Below are 16,426 nucleotides of genomic sequence, written 5' to 3'. Positions count from 1 at the left end.
CCAGCGAAGGCGGACTGTCAGTCGACGCATTTATTAACTGACACACCGCCTTCGCTGGCAAGCCAGCTCCTACAGGGGATCTGTGTGGTCAGTAACCCTGGGTGGGATCGATCTGGCCTTCCATCGGCTCGTCCCGTTGATGGCGGCGAATATTCTCCAGCAACACCCCAAAGGCACTTTCCGGTTGGGTCATCGCGGCAATATGCGGTGTCAGCAGAATCTGCGGATGATCCCAGAACGGATGATCCTGCGGCGCCGGTTCCTGCTGCAGCACATCGATCACCGCGCCGCTGAGGTGCCCGCTGTCCAGCGCCTCCAGCAGATCGCTTTCCACCAGATGCCCGCCACGGCCCATGTTGATCAGCGCCGCACCCCGGGGCAGTTGCCGGAACAGTTGGCGATCGAGAATACCCTGGGTCTGTTCGGTCAGCGGCAGCACGCGCAGCAGGATGTCGCACTGGCTGAGGAAGGCCGGCAATTGCGCATTGCCCGCATAACACGCCACGCCCGGTACCTGGTGGGCGCTGCGGGCCCAGCCCGATAGCGCGAAACCCAGTGGCTGCAACGTCGCCAGAATCTGCTTGGCCTGGGCGCCGAGGCCCATGACCCCGACCCGACGCGAGGCCGCCGGTTGCAGCAAGCGCGCCTGCAGCAGCGCGCCATTTGCTGCTGGCGGTAACGCAGCATGTCCCGATGCAGGCTGAGCACGGCGAAACTGGCGTATTCGCACATGCCGCGGGTGATGCCCGGGTCCAGCAGGCGCACCACTGGCAGGCTCGCCGGCAAGCGAGCGAGGTCCAGTTGATCGACCCCGGCGGACAAGGCGAACAGCACCTTCAAATTCGGCAACAGCGTTTGCAGATCGTCGGGCGCCTGCCACGCAGCGAGGTACTCGATGTCCTCGGGATCGCCGATGTCCGGCCAGGCGCGCCATTCAATATCCGAGGCGTGTTCGGCGAACAGCGCTTGCCACTGTTCGCCGCGCACTGGGTCAGCTTTATAAAGCAGGGCCATGGGCATTTCCTGAAAAGGATGAGGGGGTAGTCCATCATCGCGCAATGTCGGCGCAGGATCTGTCGAAAGGGCCGGGTTAAACGGCTTGCGCGAGGTGCTATCGGTAAGTGGCCGGCAGATTCGGCGGGCTGAAGGAATCTGCCGTTTGGCGGGGTGAAAACAGTCGATCCGAATTTCTCAGGGGCCAAGTTCGGCGTAGATCGTTTCGCGCAAGCCTTAACCTGAACACCATCGCAACCACCTCCCGGTTGCCGGACTCACGATGGGAAATGCCATGAACAGCAAAGTCGACGAAACCCCTCATTTGCTCCGTCAGCGCGATCAATTCGTGCCGCGTGGCCTGGTTACCGCTCACCCCCTGGTGATCGATCGCGCCCAGGGGGCCGAGTTGTGGGACGTGGATGGCAAGCGCTACCTGGACTTCGTCGGCGGCATCGGCGTATTGAACATCGGCCACAACCATCCGAAGGTGGTCGCCGCGGTACAGGCCCAGTTGCAGAAGGTCAGCCACGCTTGTTTCCAGGTGGTGGCCTATCAACCGTATCTGGACCTGGCCCAGCGCCTGTGCGAAATGATCGGTGGCAAAGAAGCTCATAAGGCGGCGTTCTTCACCTCCGGCGCCGAAGCGGTGGAAAACGCGGTGAAGATTGCCCGTGCCCACACTAACCGCTCGGCGGTGATCGCCTTCCGCGGCGGCTTCCACGGCCGTACGTTGCTCGGCACCACGCTGACCGGCATGAGCCAGCCTTACAAACAGAACTTCGGCCCCTTCGCCCCGGAGGTGTTCCATACGCCGTATCCGAATGCTTATCGCGGGGTCAGCAGCGACATGGCCCTCAAGGCTCTCGACGAGCTGCTGGCGACCCAGGTTGCCCCTGAGCGCGTGGCCGCGATCATTATCGAACCGGTGCAGGGCGATGGTGGTTTCCTCTCGGCACCGGCAGAGTTTCTCCAGGCCCTGCGTGCCCTGACCGAGAAGCACGGCATTGTGTTGATCCTCGATGAAATCCAGACCGGTTTCGGCCGTACCGGCAAATGGTTCGGTTTCCAGCACGCGGGCATCCAGCCGGATCTGGTCACCGTGGCCAAGAGCCTGGCCGGTGGTTTGCCCTTGTCCGGCGTGGTCGGCAAGGCGGCGATCATGGACGCGCCGCTGCCCGGCGGCCTGGGCGGCACCTACGGCGGTAACGCCTTGTCCTGCGCCGCGGCACTGGCAGTGATCGAGGCTTACGAGGAAGAACAGCTGCTGGCCCGTGGCGATGCACTGGGCGAGCGGCTGCGCCAGGGGTTGTTGCGGCTGCAGACCCTTCACCGGCAAATCGGCGACGTGCGCGGGACGGGGTTCATGTTGGCGATCGAGCTGATCAAGGATGACGACGCCCGCACGCCGGACGCCGAACCTCAACCAGCGCCTGATCGACGAAGCCCGGGCCGGTGGCCTGCTGGTGATCAAGTGCGGGGTGTACCGCAACGTGCTGCGTTTTCTCGCACCGTTGGTGGCCACCGAAGCCCAGGTCGACGAAGCCTTGCAGATTCTGCAAGCGGCATTGGCACGGGTCTTGAAGTAAGCCCATGCCCGCGCTCGGGGCTGTGCCGCAAGGCATCGCCCGTGAGCGTTTATGGAGCATGGATGGAATGAAATGCATCATTGGAGGCTTTGCGCACCATGGGGCTGACTGATTATCGAGCACTGCTCATCGATTGCGATGAAGTCCTGGTCGATCGGGATTCGGGGGTCTGGACCGCACTGCAACCGCTGCTCGACAGCCGGGGCGGGCGTCCTGAAAAGGATCAGGTGCTGGGCGAATACGCCGAGGTGATTCGGGGGCTGTACCCGCGTTTCGAGGAGCTGGGGTTCAGTGGTTTATTGTGTTTCGCCCATCGGCAACTGGCCGAGCGCTGGGGTTTGAAAGCCAGCTGGGAGGAGGGCATGAGCTTTGCCCGTTCGGTGGCCGGCTGGTCGTTGTTCGAGGATGCGCCGGGTGCAATGCTGTACCTGCGCAAGTTCTACCGCCTGCTGGTGCAGGGCGACCGGGATGCCGAAGATCGCGGCCTGCTCTGTGAGCGCCTGGGGATCAGTCCTGAGGATTTCATTTCACTGGCCAGTGATCCCTTGCTCGATCCGCAGTGGCTGCAAGCCAACGAATTGCACGCCGCCGACATCCTCCAGGTGACCCGACCTTCGGTCGGTCGACAGGCGGGCAGGGCCTTGTGCCTGATCTGTCGCGGGCGGGCAAAACAGCCGACTCCCTGTGCTGCGGATTACTGCATCAACAGCATGGCGGATCTGGTGGCGCAGCATCAGCTGTCTTTACGGCGCTGATTTTGCTAGAAGATTGTCCTACAAATGGCAGTCAGAGGTAGGCAATGGAAGGGTTAGTAAAACTGGACCGGATCGATATCAGCATTCTGGTCGAGCTGCAGAAGGATGGGCGCATGACCAACGTCAGCCTGGCCGATGCCGTAGGACTGTCGGCCAGTCCCTGTCTGCAACGGGTCAAGCGGCTGGAATCGGCGGGGTATATTTCCAGCTACAAGGCGCACCTGAACCTGGCGAAGATCACCGACTCGGTCACGGTCTTCACTGAAATCACCTTGAGCGACCACAAGCGTGAAGACTTCGCCAAATTCGAATCCAACATCCGTTTGGTCGATGAAGTACTGGAGTGCCACCTGATCAGTGGTGGCTATGATTATCTGGTGCGCTTCATGACCCGCAGCATCCAGCATTATCAGGAAGTGGTCGAAAGCCTGCTGGACAAGAACATCGGCATCTCCAAATACTTCAGCTACATCGTCATCAAGTCCCCGGTGCTCAAGGACGGCGTGCCGCTGCGCAAACTTCTGCGTCACTGAACCATCCCTCCTGAATTTCCCACTGTAGGGGCCAGGCTTGCCGGCGAAATCGGTCTTGAGGACGCCTTCGCCGGCAAGCCTGGCTCCTACAAGTCTAATGTGCACCTCGGTTGAGCACTGCGCCCTCAGAACTTGCCCTGGCGCATCACGCTGGCGCAGTCCGCATAAACCACTGTTTTCGTCCCGAAAACAGTTGCCGGCAGCGCTGTAAACACTGAATTCGGAGCAAAGCGCAAAAGTGCCTGCGTTGTAATGCGTTCAGAGCAAGGGGCGTGGATTTTGGCATGGCTGTCGACCCGGCCAGGGCGGTTGCCACGATCCGCTGAATAACACCAATCGGAGCGTAACAACATGCGAATGAGCAACGCACAGGCACTCTTGGGTTTTGGCGTCTTCATGCTGGCGAGCAGCAGCGAGGCGCATCAGATCTGGTACGAACAACCACCTGGCCAGCCACTGGCGCTGTATTACGGGGAATACGAGAAGAACATCCTGGAAGTCACGCCGGGCGGGATGGACCGCTTCCAGCAACTCAAGGGCTGGTCGGTGAGCAATCCGCAGCCTTTGACCCTGACCTTGCAGCGCCAGGCGTTTGCGGTGGCCCATCAAACCAGAGCCGATGACTCGCTGCTGGCCCAGGACCCGCACTATCCGATCTTCGACCTGCACGAAGCCGACAAAACCCTGAAGACCCACTGGACGCCGGCCACCCGTTGGGTCGGCGATTTGCGCGCGCGGGCTCCGGAACTGACCCTGGATATCGTCCCCACCGGCGTTGTCGATGGGCACCAGGCGCAATTCCAAGTCTACTATTTGGAAAAACCGCTGGCAGATCAAGAGGTTATGCTGGAAACCGGCTCCGGTGAGGTCTTTACCCGGCGCACCGATTCGACTGGCAAGGTCAGCTTCGATTTACCCTGGCAGGGCACGTATGTGGTGGCCGTCGAATACAAGGACCGCACCCCCGGCGAGCGCGTCAGCCCCCAGGGCAAGACCGAGCCGTTCGACCTGAAGAGCTTCAGTTCGACCCTGTCATTCTATCGAACACAGGGCCAGGCACCGTTGCCGCGGGCACCGTCGCAACTGCCGGCCTCGGAAGTCGCCCGGCTGAAGAAACAGGCCTGATCCAGCTGTCGTCCATCGACCCTTACATGAGTGACTGATATGTCCCTATCCTCAGGATTGGCAGGGCAGGCGGGATCCGTTTCCCCTGCACTTGCAACCAGTGCCGTCAAGGCCAACACCCGGATGCTGGCGATCGACGCCCTGCGGGGTTTCGTCATGCTGCTGATGCTGATCGACCACGTGCGCGAAACCTTTCTGCTGCACCTGCAGGTGACCGATCCGATCGATGCCTTGAGCGTCACGCCAGACCTGTACTTCACCCGCATGCTCAGCGAAATCTGCGCCCCGGCATTCATCTTCCTCACCGGCCTGTCGGCCTGGCTCTACAGCCAGAAACACACGGCGAAGGAAACCTCGGTGTTCCTGCTCAAGCGCGGGCTGTTCCTGGTGTTTCTCGAAGTCACTTTCGTCTGCTTCGCCTGGAACGCCGAATTCCCGCCCAAGACCCTGTGGCTGCAGGTGATCTGGTGCATCGGCATCTGCATGATCGTGCTCGCCGGGCTGCTGCACTTCAAACGCGGCTGGCTGATCGTGCTCGGGGTGGCCATCGTCGCCGGGCACAACTTGCTCGACGGCGTGACCGTGGGGCCTGAGTCGCCGTTCTTCGTGCCCTGGTCGATTCTGCATCAACGGGTATTCATCGACATCACCGAATTCACCCGGGCGCGCACCACGTACCCGGTATTGCCCTGGATCGGGGTGATCCTGTTGGGTTGGGGCATCGGGCCGTGGTTCGGCAAGGACACGCCGTCGGCCGAGCGTTGCTCCCGATTGCTGAAACTGGGTTTCGGCCTGCTGGTCGCGTTCGTGTTCATTCGATACCTCAATGTCTACGGCGAGAAACCCTGGGTCCAGACCGGCGATTCGCTGCGTACCTTCATGAGCTTCATGAGCGCGAAGAAGTACCCGCCGTCGCTGATGTTCCTGATGCCGACGATCGGCCTGTCACTGATCCTGCTGGCGTGGTTCGAGAAACTGCAGGAGCGCTGGTCCATCGCCACCTTGGCGATCTACGGCGGCGCGCCGATGTTCTTCTACTTGCTGCACCTGTATGTGCTCAAGGCCATGTACCTGGTGGCCGTCGCGATTTGGGGCGCCAATCAGGGCGCTTACTACGGCTTCGACAATTTGCCGACGGTGTGGCTGTGGAGCGTGATCCTCGGCGTGTTGCTGTTCTTCCCGACGCGCTGGTTCGCCAACCTTAAGCAGCGCCGCCGCGATATCGCGATCCTCAAATACCTCTGACGTGCCCAAGGGTGTCCCCCCTTTCGGCGGGACACCTTGCGAACCCGGATTTACCTGGAGTTGCACTGTGAAAACCCTATCGACGCATACCCTGCTTCTGGCATTGGGCGGGCAGTCCCTGCTCGCCCTGGCCTCGGAGCAAGACACCGCCAAAGGCTTTGTCGAGGACAGCCAATGGAGCCTGCTCAACCGCAGCCTCTATGATCGACGCGACTATCAGCACGGCTCGTTGAGCAATGGCGCACGCAATGCCTTCAAACCCCGAAGCGAACGCAGTGACCTGGCCGAGGAGTGGGGGTATGGCCTGATGGCTGATTTCACCTCCGGCTATACCATAGGCACCCTGGGGGTGGGCCTGGATGCCCATGTGTATTCCGGTTGGCAACTGGACAGCGGCGGCGGTCGGGCCGGCAAGGCGCGGGTGCTGGGCGTGGACAATGACGGGCACCCCAAGGATGAATTCAGTCGGGGCGGCGCGGTGGCCAAGCTGCGCTGGTCGTCGACGGAGTTGCGCTACGGCGAGCAGCGGGTGAAGACCCCGGTGTTCGGCTCATCCGACAGTCGCCTGCTGCCGGAAACCGCCACGGGCTGCTGCTGACCAGCCGCGAACTGCCCGCCACCACCCTCTATGGCGGGCATTTCAACGAGAGCACCGACCGCAACGCCAGCAGCCACGACCAAGGGTTTGTGGTCAATTATTCCAACGGCAGGCAGGGCAACAGCTTCGATCTGGTGGGCGTGCGCAACACCGCGGTCAAAGGTCTCAGCGCCAGCCTGTTCAGCGCAGTCTACGACGACACCTGGCGCCAGCATTACCTGGGAGCGCTCTACACCCTGCCATTGTTGCCAGGCCAGGAGCTGATCTTCGACCTCAACCTGTACCGCACCCAGGACACTGGCCAAGCCCTGTCCGGCCGCATCGACAACACCACCTGGAGTTTGCTGTCGACCTACAAGATCGGTTCGCACAGTGTTGGCCTGGGTTATCAGAAAGTCGATGGCGACACCCCCTACGACTACGTGACCCGTGGCGCGATCTACCTGAGCAACGCCGTGGCCTTGTCCGACTTCAACGCCCCCGAAGAAGCATCGTGGCTAGCCCGCTATGATCTGAACCTGACCGGCTACGGCATTCCCGGGCTGAGTTTCAGCGCACTGTACGTACGCGGCAGCGGCATCGACGGCAGTCACATGGACCCCAACGGTGGTTACAAGTGGCTGGGTTACGGGCAGGGCGGCAAGCACTGGGAGCGCGATCTGCAGGCCCGGTACGTGGTGCAGTCGGGGGTGGCGAAGAACCTGGCGTTTTCCCTGAGGCATGCGGTGCATCGCGGGAACACGGCCCAGGCCGAACTGGATGCCAATCAGATTCGCCTGGCGGTCGAATATCCGTTGGGCGGGAAGTTCTAAAGCGCGAGATCCCTGGCGAAAAGGGCCCAAACTTTACAGGTCGGGCCCTTTGATCACTGATCCTTTTCGCAGTTGACCATCCACGACACGCCAAAGCGGTCGACCAGCATGCCGAAGCGTGCCGCCCAGAACGTGGCTTCCAGTGGCATTTGCACCTTGCCGTCTTCGGCCAGTGCCGTGAACACGCGCTCCGCCTCGGCAATGCTGTCGACATTCAGCGACACCGAGCAGCCGGCCATTTCATCCGTGGGACGATCCGGTGTGGTGTCCGAGCCCATGATCGCCTGATCGCCCACCGACAGGCGGGTGTGGATGATCAGGTTGTGCAGATCCGCGGGAAAGTGTTCGCGCGCCGGGCTTTCACCGAAGGTCATCATCATTTCGATCTGGCCTTGCAGGGCTTGGGCATAGAAGGTGAAGGCGGCTTTGCAGTCGCCATTGAAGATGAGGTAGGGATTGATTTTCATGTTGCAGCTCCCGGTCATTGAGGGGACACATTGGTTGACCGTTTACCTGGCCAGTGAATTCCGATGTGCTTCGACTCGGGTAGCAAAGCCCTAAAACGCAGCGGGCGGTTGGGTTTTTTTAGATGTTTTTTCCATGGACGAGGCCAGGCTTATTGCCTCGGGTACCCGTCGCGGCGCGAGCACACGCTCGATGGCGCCACGCACCAGGCTTTCGAGCAATTCATCGCGCTCCGGTTCATCCAGCGCGGGCTGCGCCAGCCAGCTGGGCGCGCTGTTGAGCAAGGCGGCAATCGCATGCCCGGCGGCCAGCCGGCCCTGTTCACTGAACCGTGACCGGGTGCCGAGCATCAGCAGCAGTTTGCGTTCGTACTGCTCGCGCAGTTGCCGCACCCGTAGCTGTTGCTCTTCGTTCAGGCAGCCGCTGTCGCGCTCCACCAGACGATAATGCCAGGGCATCTCCTGATGCAGGTGCACATGCGCGCGGATCAGCGCCTGCAGTTTGTCGCGCTTGGCCGGCGCCTGTTGGGCGATGCGCCCCAGGGTGGCCAGCAGCTCTTCGTAGAACTCTTCGATCAGATCCAGCAGCAAGTGCTGTTTGCTGGGGTAATGGTGATACAACGAACCCGGCGAGAGCCCCAGGCAGGTCGCGAGCTCACGCATGCCGACCTGGCCAAAACCCTTGCTGGCGAACAGCTCCAGGACTTTGTCCCGGTACTCGGCGAAGCGTGTGCAACGCTCAGGCATAGGCATGGAAGCCGCGCCCCGTTTTGCGTCCCAGATAGCCGGCGGCGACCATTTCCTTGAGCAGCGGCGCCGGGCGGTATTTGCTGTCGTTGAAGCCATCGTAGAAGGCTTCCAGAATCGCCAGCACGGTGTCCAGGCCGATCAGGTCCGCCAGGGCCAGCGGGCCGATGGGCTGGTTGCACCCCAGGCGCATGCCGGCGTCGATCTCTTCGGCACTGGCCAGGCCTTCCTGCAACACCAGGATCGCTTCGTTGATCATCGGCACCAGGATCCGGTTGACCACGAAGCCCGGACGGTTGCCAGCGGTGATCGCGGTCTTGCCCAGGGTGGTGGCCATGTCCAGTGCCAGGGCGTGGGTCGCGTCGCTGGTTTGCAGGCCGCGGATCACTTCGATCAGGCCCATCACGGGCACCGGGTTGAAGAAGTGCAGGCCGATGAAACGTTCAGGCTGGCTGACGCTGGCGGCGAGTTGGGTAATGGACAACGACGAGGTGTTGGAGGCGATCACGCAGTCCGGGCTGACCTGCGCGGCGATCTGTTGCAGCACGCGCAGTTTCAGCTCGAGGTTTTCCGTGGCGGCTTCGATCACCAGTTGCACGTTCTGCAGGCTGCTGTAGTCGGTGCTGGTACGGATCCGGTCGAGGGTGGCGAGTTTTTGCTCCTGGGTCAGCGTATCCTTGGCGATTTGCCGATCAAGGTTTTTGCCGACCGTCGCAATGGCCTTTTGCAGGGCGCTGTCGGAAATGTCGATCAAGGTCACCTTGAAGCCGGCCAGGGCGCAGACTTGCGCAATGCCGTTACCCATGGTGCCCGCGCCAATCACGCCAATGTCTTGCAGATTCATGTTTGTGTCCTTGCGCTCAAACCTTGCGATACCTTGGCCGTCGCAACGGCCGAAGGCGTACTATTGGCCACGAGTCTAGAACTGGCAGGGCGGTTGTCCTATGCCGAAACTGTTCAACGCAACTGGTGTTTTTTGCCAGTCGATCATGGGGAGAGAAGCGTTCAAATGCGGGAAAAAGACTCGGTGGCCGCCTACTTCATGCAGGCCATGGTCCAGGGGAAGGGGAACGATCCACAGCGCGTGGGGGCTGCGCTGGAACAGGCGGGCATCGACCCGGTATCGATGGAACAACCCACGGCACGGGTGCCGGCCAGTGCATTTGCCGCCCTGTGGCTGATCCAGATCCGCGAACTCGACGACGAATTCTTCGGCCTCGACTCCCACGGCATGCCACCGGGCAGCTTCGCCCTGATCTGCCGGGCGCTGATCCAGGAGCCCGACCTGCACAAAGCCATGCGCCAGTGCCTGGTCAACTTCGCCCTGTTCCTGCGGGACTTTCGCGGCACCTTGGCCGTGCGCGGAAAACGGGCGGTCATCAGCCTGGAAACCCGCGCGCAAAACGATGACCTCGCCCGTTTTGGCGAAGAGACGTTCCTGGTGTTGATGATCAGCCTGCTGTGCTGGCTGGGCGGTCGACGCATTCCCATCGATCGTGCGGACTTTCGCCATCAACGCGTTCCCCTCAGCGATGACCGTTTGCTCTGGGGCCCCAACCTGACCTTCGGCGCGAACGTACCGAGATCGAATTTGCCAGTCATTACCTGCGCTTGCCGGTGATTCAGGACCTGGCCTCGTTGAAAGTATTCCTGCGCACCGCACCGCAATGGCTGGTGATCCGCTTCCGCAACCAGCACGGCCTGGCGTCGCAGGTGCACCAGCGGCTGCGCCACAGCCATTACAGCGAATGGCCGACCTTGCAGGCCTTCGCCCTGGAACAGCACCTGAGCTCCAGCACCTTCCGCCGCAAACTGGAGCGCGAAGGCTGTTCGTACCAGGAGATCAAGGATGAGGTGCGGCGCGGGGTGGCGTTCGAGCAGTTGCGCCAGAGCAAGGCGAGCATCGGCGATATTGCCGAGCGTTTGGGGTTTCAGGAGCCGAGTGCGTTTCATCGGGCGTTCAAGAAATGGACGGGGGAGAGTCCGGGGCGGTATCGGGCGCGGTTTCAGGGTGAATTGTCAGAAGGCTCTGACAGACCGATCTGATTAAGCGCGACCCCGATGTTTTCGGCGGTTTCGGCCTGTACAGTCGCAGCTCCTAGTCTCTGTTCAACGCTGTTTGCAACAAGGACGCTGACCCCAAGGAGCTGGAGCCTGTCGATGACCGATATTGAAAACATTCCCCCGAGAACCGTAAACCCGACACCCGATCGCTTTAGCCAATTGAGTAAGAGCCTGTTGTGGCTCAATGAGCGCGCCTGGCCATTGACCCTGGTCATACTGCTCACGGCCGGGGTGTACCTGTATCAATACATTCAGGAAGAAAAGATCCCGCTGAGTATTACCTCTTCAGCGGTCATCTCTGCACTGCCGGTCATGTCCGCGATACTCGTGTTCATCATTTCGGTGCTGGTGGCTTTTGTCCTGTTGCCGATTTTCGTCCTGTTTCATCGACTGAATGATTCCGGCAAGCGGTTGAGCGACGAGCTCACCCTTGATCAAACCTGCGCCGAACACCGGGCGCGCCACCGGCGAATGTTATGGCGCTGGGGCGGTAGCCTGTTGCTCCTCGGGACTTTCTGCGCGTTGCTCAGCGTCATCGGCTCGCAGGTGGCGGGCAACTGGTACTGGGGCACTGCGGCGGTAGTGGGTACGGGACTGACGATTGCCTGTTACTGCTGGGTAATGACGCGCGGTGTGGAAGGCCCGGTGTCGATGGATTTTCGCATGGCCTGTGTCATGTCCGCCGTTGTTCAGGTATGCGTGATTCTCAATGTCACAATTGTGGCGATCAACATCGCCGGCCAATACGTCAGCAGCCTGTGGTGGCTGGTGCCGCTGATGCTGGTGGAATTGCTGGTGGTCTGGATGATCCAGCTGCTGGGTGCGTTGTTCGTGGTGAAGATGCGCAGCCATGAGAATCCGCTGGCCTTGGTAGCCTCCGCCGTCATAGTCCTGGTCATCGTTCTGGGCTTGTATCCACCCACAGGCGCCAAACTGGGCGGGTTTTCCTTCCAAGTCTCGGCTTCCGGCGCACGCAATTGCACCCTCATGAATTTCGCCCCCGAGAGCAAAGGGCTCGAGACGCTCACGGATCCCGACAGGCCTGGCTTCAGTCGCCCGTTGCGCGTCATCGCCGAGGCGGACGGTACGTATTTTGTGCGCCTGTGGAAGACCGACTCCAAGGCGGTGCAGTTTGTACCGCGTGCCAGCCTGTTGGGCGTTGATGTCTGCCCGGTCGCCAAGCCCAAGACTGCTTCCTCCGGAGCCCCCGCGCCGATCCCTGGCTGAAGTACCATGGCGCATTGTTGTCCTCACCACGCCGGGTCCAGCGCCGTATGCCAGTTGCTCTTAACCGCTTCACCACCTTGCTCGACCAGGCCAGACGCGCCTTGCTGCTGGTCTGGGGCACTTCTCGCGGTCTGTTCCTGGGGCTGGTGCTGGCCACCCTGATTGCCGGTGTACTCCCCGCCATGGCCGCCTGGCTGGGCCAGCGCATCGTCGATGCGGTGGTGTTCGCCATGCAGTTGCACGCGCAGCAGGGCAGTGCGCCGTTGTGGCCGGTGGTGCGTTATGTGTTGTTCGAAGCCGGGGTGCTGGCGTTGCTGTCCGGGACCCAGCGGGCGCTGTCGGTGCAGCAGTCGCTGTTGCGGGTGCAGCTGGGGCAGAAGGTCAATACGATGATTCTGGAAAAGGCCCAGACGTTATCGCTGGTGCAGTTCGAGAATTCCGAGTTCTACGACAAGCTGGTGCGGGTGCGGCGCGAGGCTTCGACCCGGCCGTTGGCGCTGGTGATGAAGTCGTTGGGGCTGATCCAGAACCTGATCGTGCTGATCAGCTTCGGCGTATTGCTGGTGCATTTTTCGCCGTGGGCCCTGGTGTTGCTGGTGGTCGGTGCGTTGCCGGTGTTCTTTGCCGAAGCGCATTTTTCCGGGGATGCCTTCCGCCTGTTCACCCGCCGCGCGCCGGAGAGCCGGCAGCAAAATTACATCGAGACACTGCTGTCCCACGAAGGCTATATCAAAGAGGTCAAGCTGTTCGGTTTTGCGCCGCTGTTATTGAAGCGTTATCGCGAGACGTTCGCCCGTCTCTATGCCGAAGACCGGCGCTTGACGCTGCGCCGTGATGGCTGGGGGTTCGGCTTGGGGCTGTTGGGTACCGCTGCGTTTTATCTGGCGTATGCCTGGGTGGTGGTCGATGCCGTCCATGGCAACATCAGCCTCGGCCAGATGACCATGTACCTGGTGCTGTTCAAGCAGGGGCAGACGGCGGTGAGCAACAGTCTCAGCGCCATCAGTGGTCTTTATGAGGATGGCCTCTATCTGTCGAGTCTTTATGAATACCTGGCGGAACCGGTGGTGGTCGATACCGGCAGCCTGACGGCAGGCGCACTGCCCGGCGATGGTTTGCGTTTCGAGAACGTCGGTTTCCGTTATCCGGGTGCCAGTCGCGCCGCGCTGGAAGGCATCGATCTGCACCTGGTGCCTGGACACAGTGTGGCGCTGGTGGGAGAGAACGGTTCCGGCAAGACCACCCTGATCAAACTGCTGACCCGTCTGTACCGTCCCGATCAGGGCCGTATTCTGCTGGACGGCAGCGATCTGCAGGCGTGGGAAGAAGGCGCGCTGCGTCGCCGCATCGGCGTGATTTTTCAGGATTACATTCGATACCAATTCTCGGTCGGCGAGAACATCGGCGTCGGCGACACCCTGGCCTTCAACGATGAACAGCGTTGGCAGGAGGCTGCGGCCGAGGGCATGGCCGCACCCTTTATCGAGCGTCTGGATCGCGGTTATGCCACGCAACTCGGGCGCTGGTTCGCCGGTGGGCAGGAACTGTCCGGCGGGCAATGGCAGAAGATCGCCTTGTCCCGCGCCTACATGCGCCGCGAGGCCGACATCCTGATTCTCGATGAGCCGACCTCGGCACTCGACCCTGCGGCGGAAGCGGCGGTGTTCGAGCATTTCAGCGAGCACACCGAAGGCCGCATGACGTTACTGATTTCCCACCGCTTTTCCAGCGTGCGCAATGCCGATCACATCATCGTGCTGGATCAGGGTTCGATCCTGGAGCGGGGGGATCACGACAGTCTGGTGGCAGCGGGCGGGCGCTATGCGCAGTTGTTCAACTTGCAGGCCAGGGGATATCGCTGAGCCTCAGGAATCCTGGGCGCGCCGAGTCACGGCCGGCCCCGCGACCTGGGCCGGTGGTGTCGACTGCATCAAGCTGTCCAGTGCCTTGCGGTAGGTCTGCCCACCCTGGCTCATGCTGTTGTTGTGCGACGCCCCGGGCACCAGCAACAGACGCTTGGGTTCCAGGGCCGCATTGAATAATTGCTCGCTGAAGCGTGGCGGCACGTAGCGGTCGTCCAGCCCGTGGACCACCAGCAGCGGCATGTTGATCCCGGCGATCTTGTCGATGGAATCGAATTTCTGCGACAGCAGCCAGCGCACCGGCAGGGAAGTATTGGCCATCGCCGTGGCGACGTCGGCCAGGGAAGTGAAAGTAGACTCGATGACCAGCCCGCGAGCCGGCACCGGGGTCTGCGCTTTTGCGGCTGTCTGGCCCAGCTCGGCCGCCAGGTCGATGGCCACGGCGCCGCCGAGAGAATGACCGTAGATCAGCCGTTTGTTCGCGTCCGGTTGCAGCAACTTGAAGCGTTCCCAGGCAACTCGTGCATCTTCGTACACCGTGGTTTCCGAGGGCAGGTCGCCGTGACTCTGACCGAAACCGCGGTAGTCGATGGCCAGCACCGAATAGCCCAGTGCCTGCAGTTGCTGGATGCGAAACAGCTGCCCGGTGAGGTTCCAGCGTACGCCATGCAGGTAGAGGATCGCCGGCGCATTCGCCCGTTCCGCCGGCCACCACCAGCCATGGATACTTTGCCCGGCCTTGAAGCTTTTGGGCTGCAGCTCGAACTCCTGGACGCTGCTAGGCAAGCCGCTGTACCAACTGGCAGTCCCCGGTTCGATGCGGAACAACAGCTCCCGCTCCTTATGCTCCAGCACCGCGCAACCCACAGGCAGGCCGACGAGCAGCGCGGCCATGCATAGTAGCGCTAGCCAGCGTTGGCGTAGACGAGCGAGGAGGGAAGTGGGCATCGGGCGGTCCACGGTAAGAAACTGAAGTTCGGGTTTTAGCAGAAGCGTGCGCAGGGCGGGGGAAATTTCGACGATCGTTCACCCCCCCCTGTAGGAGCTGGCTTGCCAGCGAAGGCGTCCGTTCAGGCGATAAATCTGTCGACTGACCCACCGCTTTCGCGAGCAAGCTTGCTCCTACGGTGGAGTGTCAGTCGATATCAATGTTGCTGATCCGCTTTCGCGAGCAAGCTTGCTCCTACAAGGGTCAGGGTCGGGCTCAATCCACCCGCAACACAATCTTGCCAATGTGCTCGCCCGCTTCCATCCGCGCATGTGCCTGGGCTGCATCGGCCAACGGATAGACCTTGTCGATCATCGGCAAGCAACGCCCGGCGGCGAGGACGGGCCAGACGTACTCGCGCAATTGCTCGGCAATCGAGGCTTTTTCTTCGCGGGTGCGCGAGCGCATCAAGGACCCGGTGATCGTCGCGCGTTTACCCAGGATCGCCATCAGGTCGACCTCTTTGGCCTGGGCACCGCCGAGAAAGCCCAGCATCACCAATCGACCGTCCATGCCCAGCGCCGCGATATTCGGGTTCAGGTACGAGCCGCCCATGATGTCGAGGATCACATTGACGCCTTTGCCAGCAGTTTTCTCCTGGATGACCTGGACGAAATCCTGCTCGCGATAATTGATCGCCTCGGCCCCCAGCTGACGAATCGCCGCGCACTTTTCTTCACTGCCCGCCGTGGCGAAGGCCTTGATCCCGAATTCGCGACACAACATCAGCGCGGTGGTGCCGATGCCGCTGGTGCCGCCATGGATCAATGCGCGCTGGCCTTTGCTGGCGCCACCGAGGTCGAACAAGTTGGCCCACACGGTGAAGAAGGTTTCCGGGATCGCCGCGGCTTGCAGCCAGTCCATGCCTTGGGGAATCGGCAGTGCCTGACTGGCCGGGGCGACGCAATACTGCGCATACCCGCCGCCATTGGTCAGCGCACACACGCTATCGCCGAGGATGAACTCAGTGACGCCCTGGCCGATCGCCACGACTTCACCGGCCACTTCCAGCCCGGGGATGGGGCTCATGCCGGGTTTCATCGGGTACTTGCCCGCGCGCTGGATCACGTCGGGGCGGTTGACGCCGGCGGCGTGGACGCGGATCAGTATTTCGCCGGGCCCAGGGGTGGGGACGGGGACCTGGTTGGGTTGCAGGACGTCGGGGCCTCCGGGTTGGGTGATTTCAACCTGGGTCATGGTTTGGGGCAGAGCCATGTCGTAAACCTCTCTTGAAGGTGATCCATGGATAGGATCATTGCACCGATCAAGTGTGGTAGCGAGTCGGCCGGAGCAAGCTCGCTTGTATGTTTAGACTTGAAGGGGTGGGCGGGACTAAAAGCTCGATTCCGACTCTGACCAGTACGGACCGTGGGAGACTTCTCGTCCCGCCCTTTCTACCCGAAGCGCCGATAAGGAATTCATCG

Annotated in this window: 11 protein-coding genes and 4 pseudogenes; 9 read left to right on the top strand and 6 right to left on the bottom strand. The window is 61.6% G+C overall.

All coding sequences use genetic code 11. The features are described 5' to 3' along the window. Positions 1-88 precede the first annotated feature (88 nt). Positions 89-1,014 (bottom strand): annotated as a pseudogene (locus BZ163_RS02510) (2-hydroxyacid dehydrogenase). Positions 1,015-1,288: 274 nt separating this feature from the next. On the opposite strand from BZ163_RS02510, the pseudogene gabT reads away from it, so the two are divergent. The 6 genes and pseudogenes from gabT to BZ163_RS02480 all read left to right on the top strand — a co-directional run bounded on the left by gabT (position 1,289) and on the right by BZ163_RS02480 (position 7,650). Beyond that, a pseudogene (gene gabT, locus BZ163_RS02505) lies at positions 1,289-2,582 on the top strand (4-aminobutyrate--2-oxoglutarate transaminase). A 98-nt stretch (positions 2,583-2,680) separates the two neighbouring features. Continuing rightward, positions 2,681-3,337, top strand: coding sequence for an HAD family hydrolase (locus BZ163_RS02500; RefSeq protein ID WP_128869657.1), 657 nt, complete (start codon positions 2,681-2,683; stop codon positions 3,335-3,337). A 44-nt stretch (positions 3,338-3,381) separates the two neighbouring features. After that, positions 3,382-3,870 carry an Lrp/AsnC family transcriptional regulator gene (locus BZ163_RS02495; RefSeq protein WP_003174918.1) on the top strand — a complete coding sequence of 163 codons (489 nt, stop codon included), beginning with the start codon at positions 3,382-3,384 and terminating at the stop codon, positions 3,868-3,870. A gap of 351 nt (positions 3,871-4,221) precedes the next feature. After that, positions 4,222-4,995 (top strand): DUF4198 domain-containing protein, encoded by a 774-nt coding sequence (locus BZ163_RS02490; RefSeq protein WP_128869656.1) that lies wholly within the window; start codon positions 4,222-4,224, stop codon positions 4,993-4,995. A 39-nt stretch (positions 4,996-5,034) separates the two neighbouring features. Then, positions 5,035-6,240, top strand: coding sequence for a DUF1624 domain-containing protein (locus BZ163_RS02485; RefSeq protein ID WP_128869655.1), 1,206 nt, complete (start codon positions 5,035-5,037; stop codon positions 6,238-6,240). 67 nt (positions 6,241-6,307) lie between these two features. Continuing rightward, positions 6,308-7,650, top strand: a pseudogene (locus BZ163_RS02480) (OprD family porin). A 53-nt stretch (positions 7,651-7,703) separates the two neighbouring features. Here BZ163_RS02480 and BZ163_RS02475 read toward each other — a convergent pair. From BZ163_RS02475 to BZ163_RS02465, 3 genes are all read right to left on the bottom strand, one after another. Then, entirely contained in the window at positions 7,704-8,117 is a 414-nt protein-coding gene (locus BZ163_RS02475; RefSeq protein WP_128869654.1) for a VOC family protein, read from the bottom strand. Between the two features lie 90 nt (positions 8,118-8,207). After that, positions 8,208-8,867 (bottom strand): TetR/AcrR family transcriptional regulator, encoded by a 660-nt coding sequence (locus BZ163_RS02470; protein WP_128869653.1) that lies wholly within the window; start codon positions 8,865-8,867, stop codon positions 8,208-8,210. Next, the gene (locus BZ163_RS02465) at positions 8,854-9,705 is read right to left on the bottom strand and encodes a 3-hydroxybutyryl-CoA dehydrogenase (protein WP_128869652.1); all 852 of its coding nucleotides are present in this window, start codon (positions 9,703-9,705) and stop codon (positions 8,854-8,856) included. The genes BZ163_RS02470 and BZ163_RS02465 overlap by 14 nt, the downstream gene beginning before the upstream one ends. A 165-nt stretch (positions 9,706-9,870) precedes the next feature. On the opposite strand from BZ163_RS02465, the pseudogene BZ163_RS02460 reads away from it, so the two are divergent. The 3 genes and pseudogenes from BZ163_RS02460 (at position 9,871) to BZ163_RS02450 (ending at position 14,014) form a co-directional block, all read left to right on the top strand. After that, positions 9,871-10,907: pseudogene (locus tag BZ163_RS02460) on the top strand (AraC family transcriptional regulator). Positions 10,908-11,021: 114 nt separating this feature from the next. Further along, complete coding sequence (locus BZ163_RS02455; RefSeq protein ID WP_128869651.1) at positions 11,022-12,152, top strand: hypothetical protein; 1,131 nt, start codon at positions 11,022-11,024, stop codon at positions 12,150-12,152. 47 nt (positions 12,153-12,199) lie between these two features. Beyond that, positions 12,200-14,014, top strand: a complete 1,815-nt coding sequence (locus BZ163_RS02450; protein WP_128869650.1) for an ABC transporter ATP-binding protein — start codon at positions 12,200-12,202, stop codon at positions 14,012-14,014. 3 nt (positions 14,015-14,017) lie between these two features. On the opposite strand, the gene BZ163_RS02445 is transcribed toward BZ163_RS02450, so the two are convergent. Further along, on the bottom strand, positions 14,018-14,962 hold the full coding sequence (locus BZ163_RS02445) for an alpha/beta hydrolase (RefSeq protein ID WP_128869649.1): 945 nt from the start codon (positions 14,960-14,962) through the stop codon (positions 14,018-14,020). A 256-nt stretch (positions 14,963-15,218) separates the two neighbouring features. Further along, positions 15,219-16,217, bottom strand: coding sequence for an NAD(P)H-quinone oxidoreductase (locus BZ163_RS02440; RefSeq protein ID WP_128869648.1), 999 nt, complete (start codon positions 16,215-16,217; stop codon positions 15,219-15,221). Between the last annotated feature and the right edge of the window lie 209 nt (positions 16,218-16,426).

The organism is Pseudomonas sp. VI4.1, from assembly GCF_002029345.1.
Taxonomy (GTDB): domain Bacteria; phylum Pseudomonadota; class Gammaproteobacteria; order Pseudomonadales; family Pseudomonadaceae; genus Aquipseudomonas.
This window is presented reverse-complemented; position numbering and strand designations above follow the sequence as displayed.

Coding starts and splice junctions, on each gene's coding strand:
- BZ163_RS02500 (WP_128869657.1), top strand. CDS start 2,681: ATGGGGCTGACTGATTATCGAGCACTGCTCATCGATTGCGATGAAGTC.
- BZ163_RS02495 (WP_003174918.1), top strand. CDS start 3,382: ATGGAAGGGTTAGTAAAACTGGACCGGATCGATATCAGCATTCTGGTC.
- BZ163_RS02490 (WP_128869656.1), top strand. CDS start 4,222: ATGCGAATGAGCAACGCACAGGCACTCTTGGGTTTTGGCGTCTTCATG.
- BZ163_RS02485 (WP_128869655.1), top strand. CDS start 5,035: ATGTCCCTATCCTCAGGATTGGCAGGGCAGGCGGGATCCGTTTCCCCT.
- BZ163_RS02475 (WP_128869654.1), bottom strand. CDS start 8,117: ATGAAAATCAATCCCTACCTCATCTTCAATGGCGACTGCAAAGCCGCC.
- BZ163_RS02470 (WP_128869653.1), bottom strand. CDS start 8,867: ATGCCTATGCCTGAGCGTTGCACACGCTTCGCCGAGTACCGGGACAAA.
- BZ163_RS02465 (WP_128869652.1), bottom strand. CDS start 9,705: ATGAATCTGCAAGACATTGGCGTGATTGGCGCGGGCACCATGGGTAAC.
- BZ163_RS02455 (WP_128869651.1), top strand. CDS start 11,022: ATGACCGATATTGAAAACATTCCCCCGAGAACCGTAAACCCGACACCC.
- BZ163_RS02450 (WP_128869650.1), top strand. CDS start 12,200: ATGCCAGTTGCTCTTAACCGCTTCACCACCTTGCTCGACCAGGCCAGA.
- BZ163_RS02445 (WP_128869649.1), bottom strand. CDS start 14,962: ATGCCCACTTCCCTCCTCGCTCGTCTACGCCAACGCTGGCTAGCGCTA.
- BZ163_RS02440 (WP_128869648.1), bottom strand. CDS start 16,217: ATGGCTCTGCCCCAAACCATGACCCAGGTTGAAATCACCCAACCCGGA.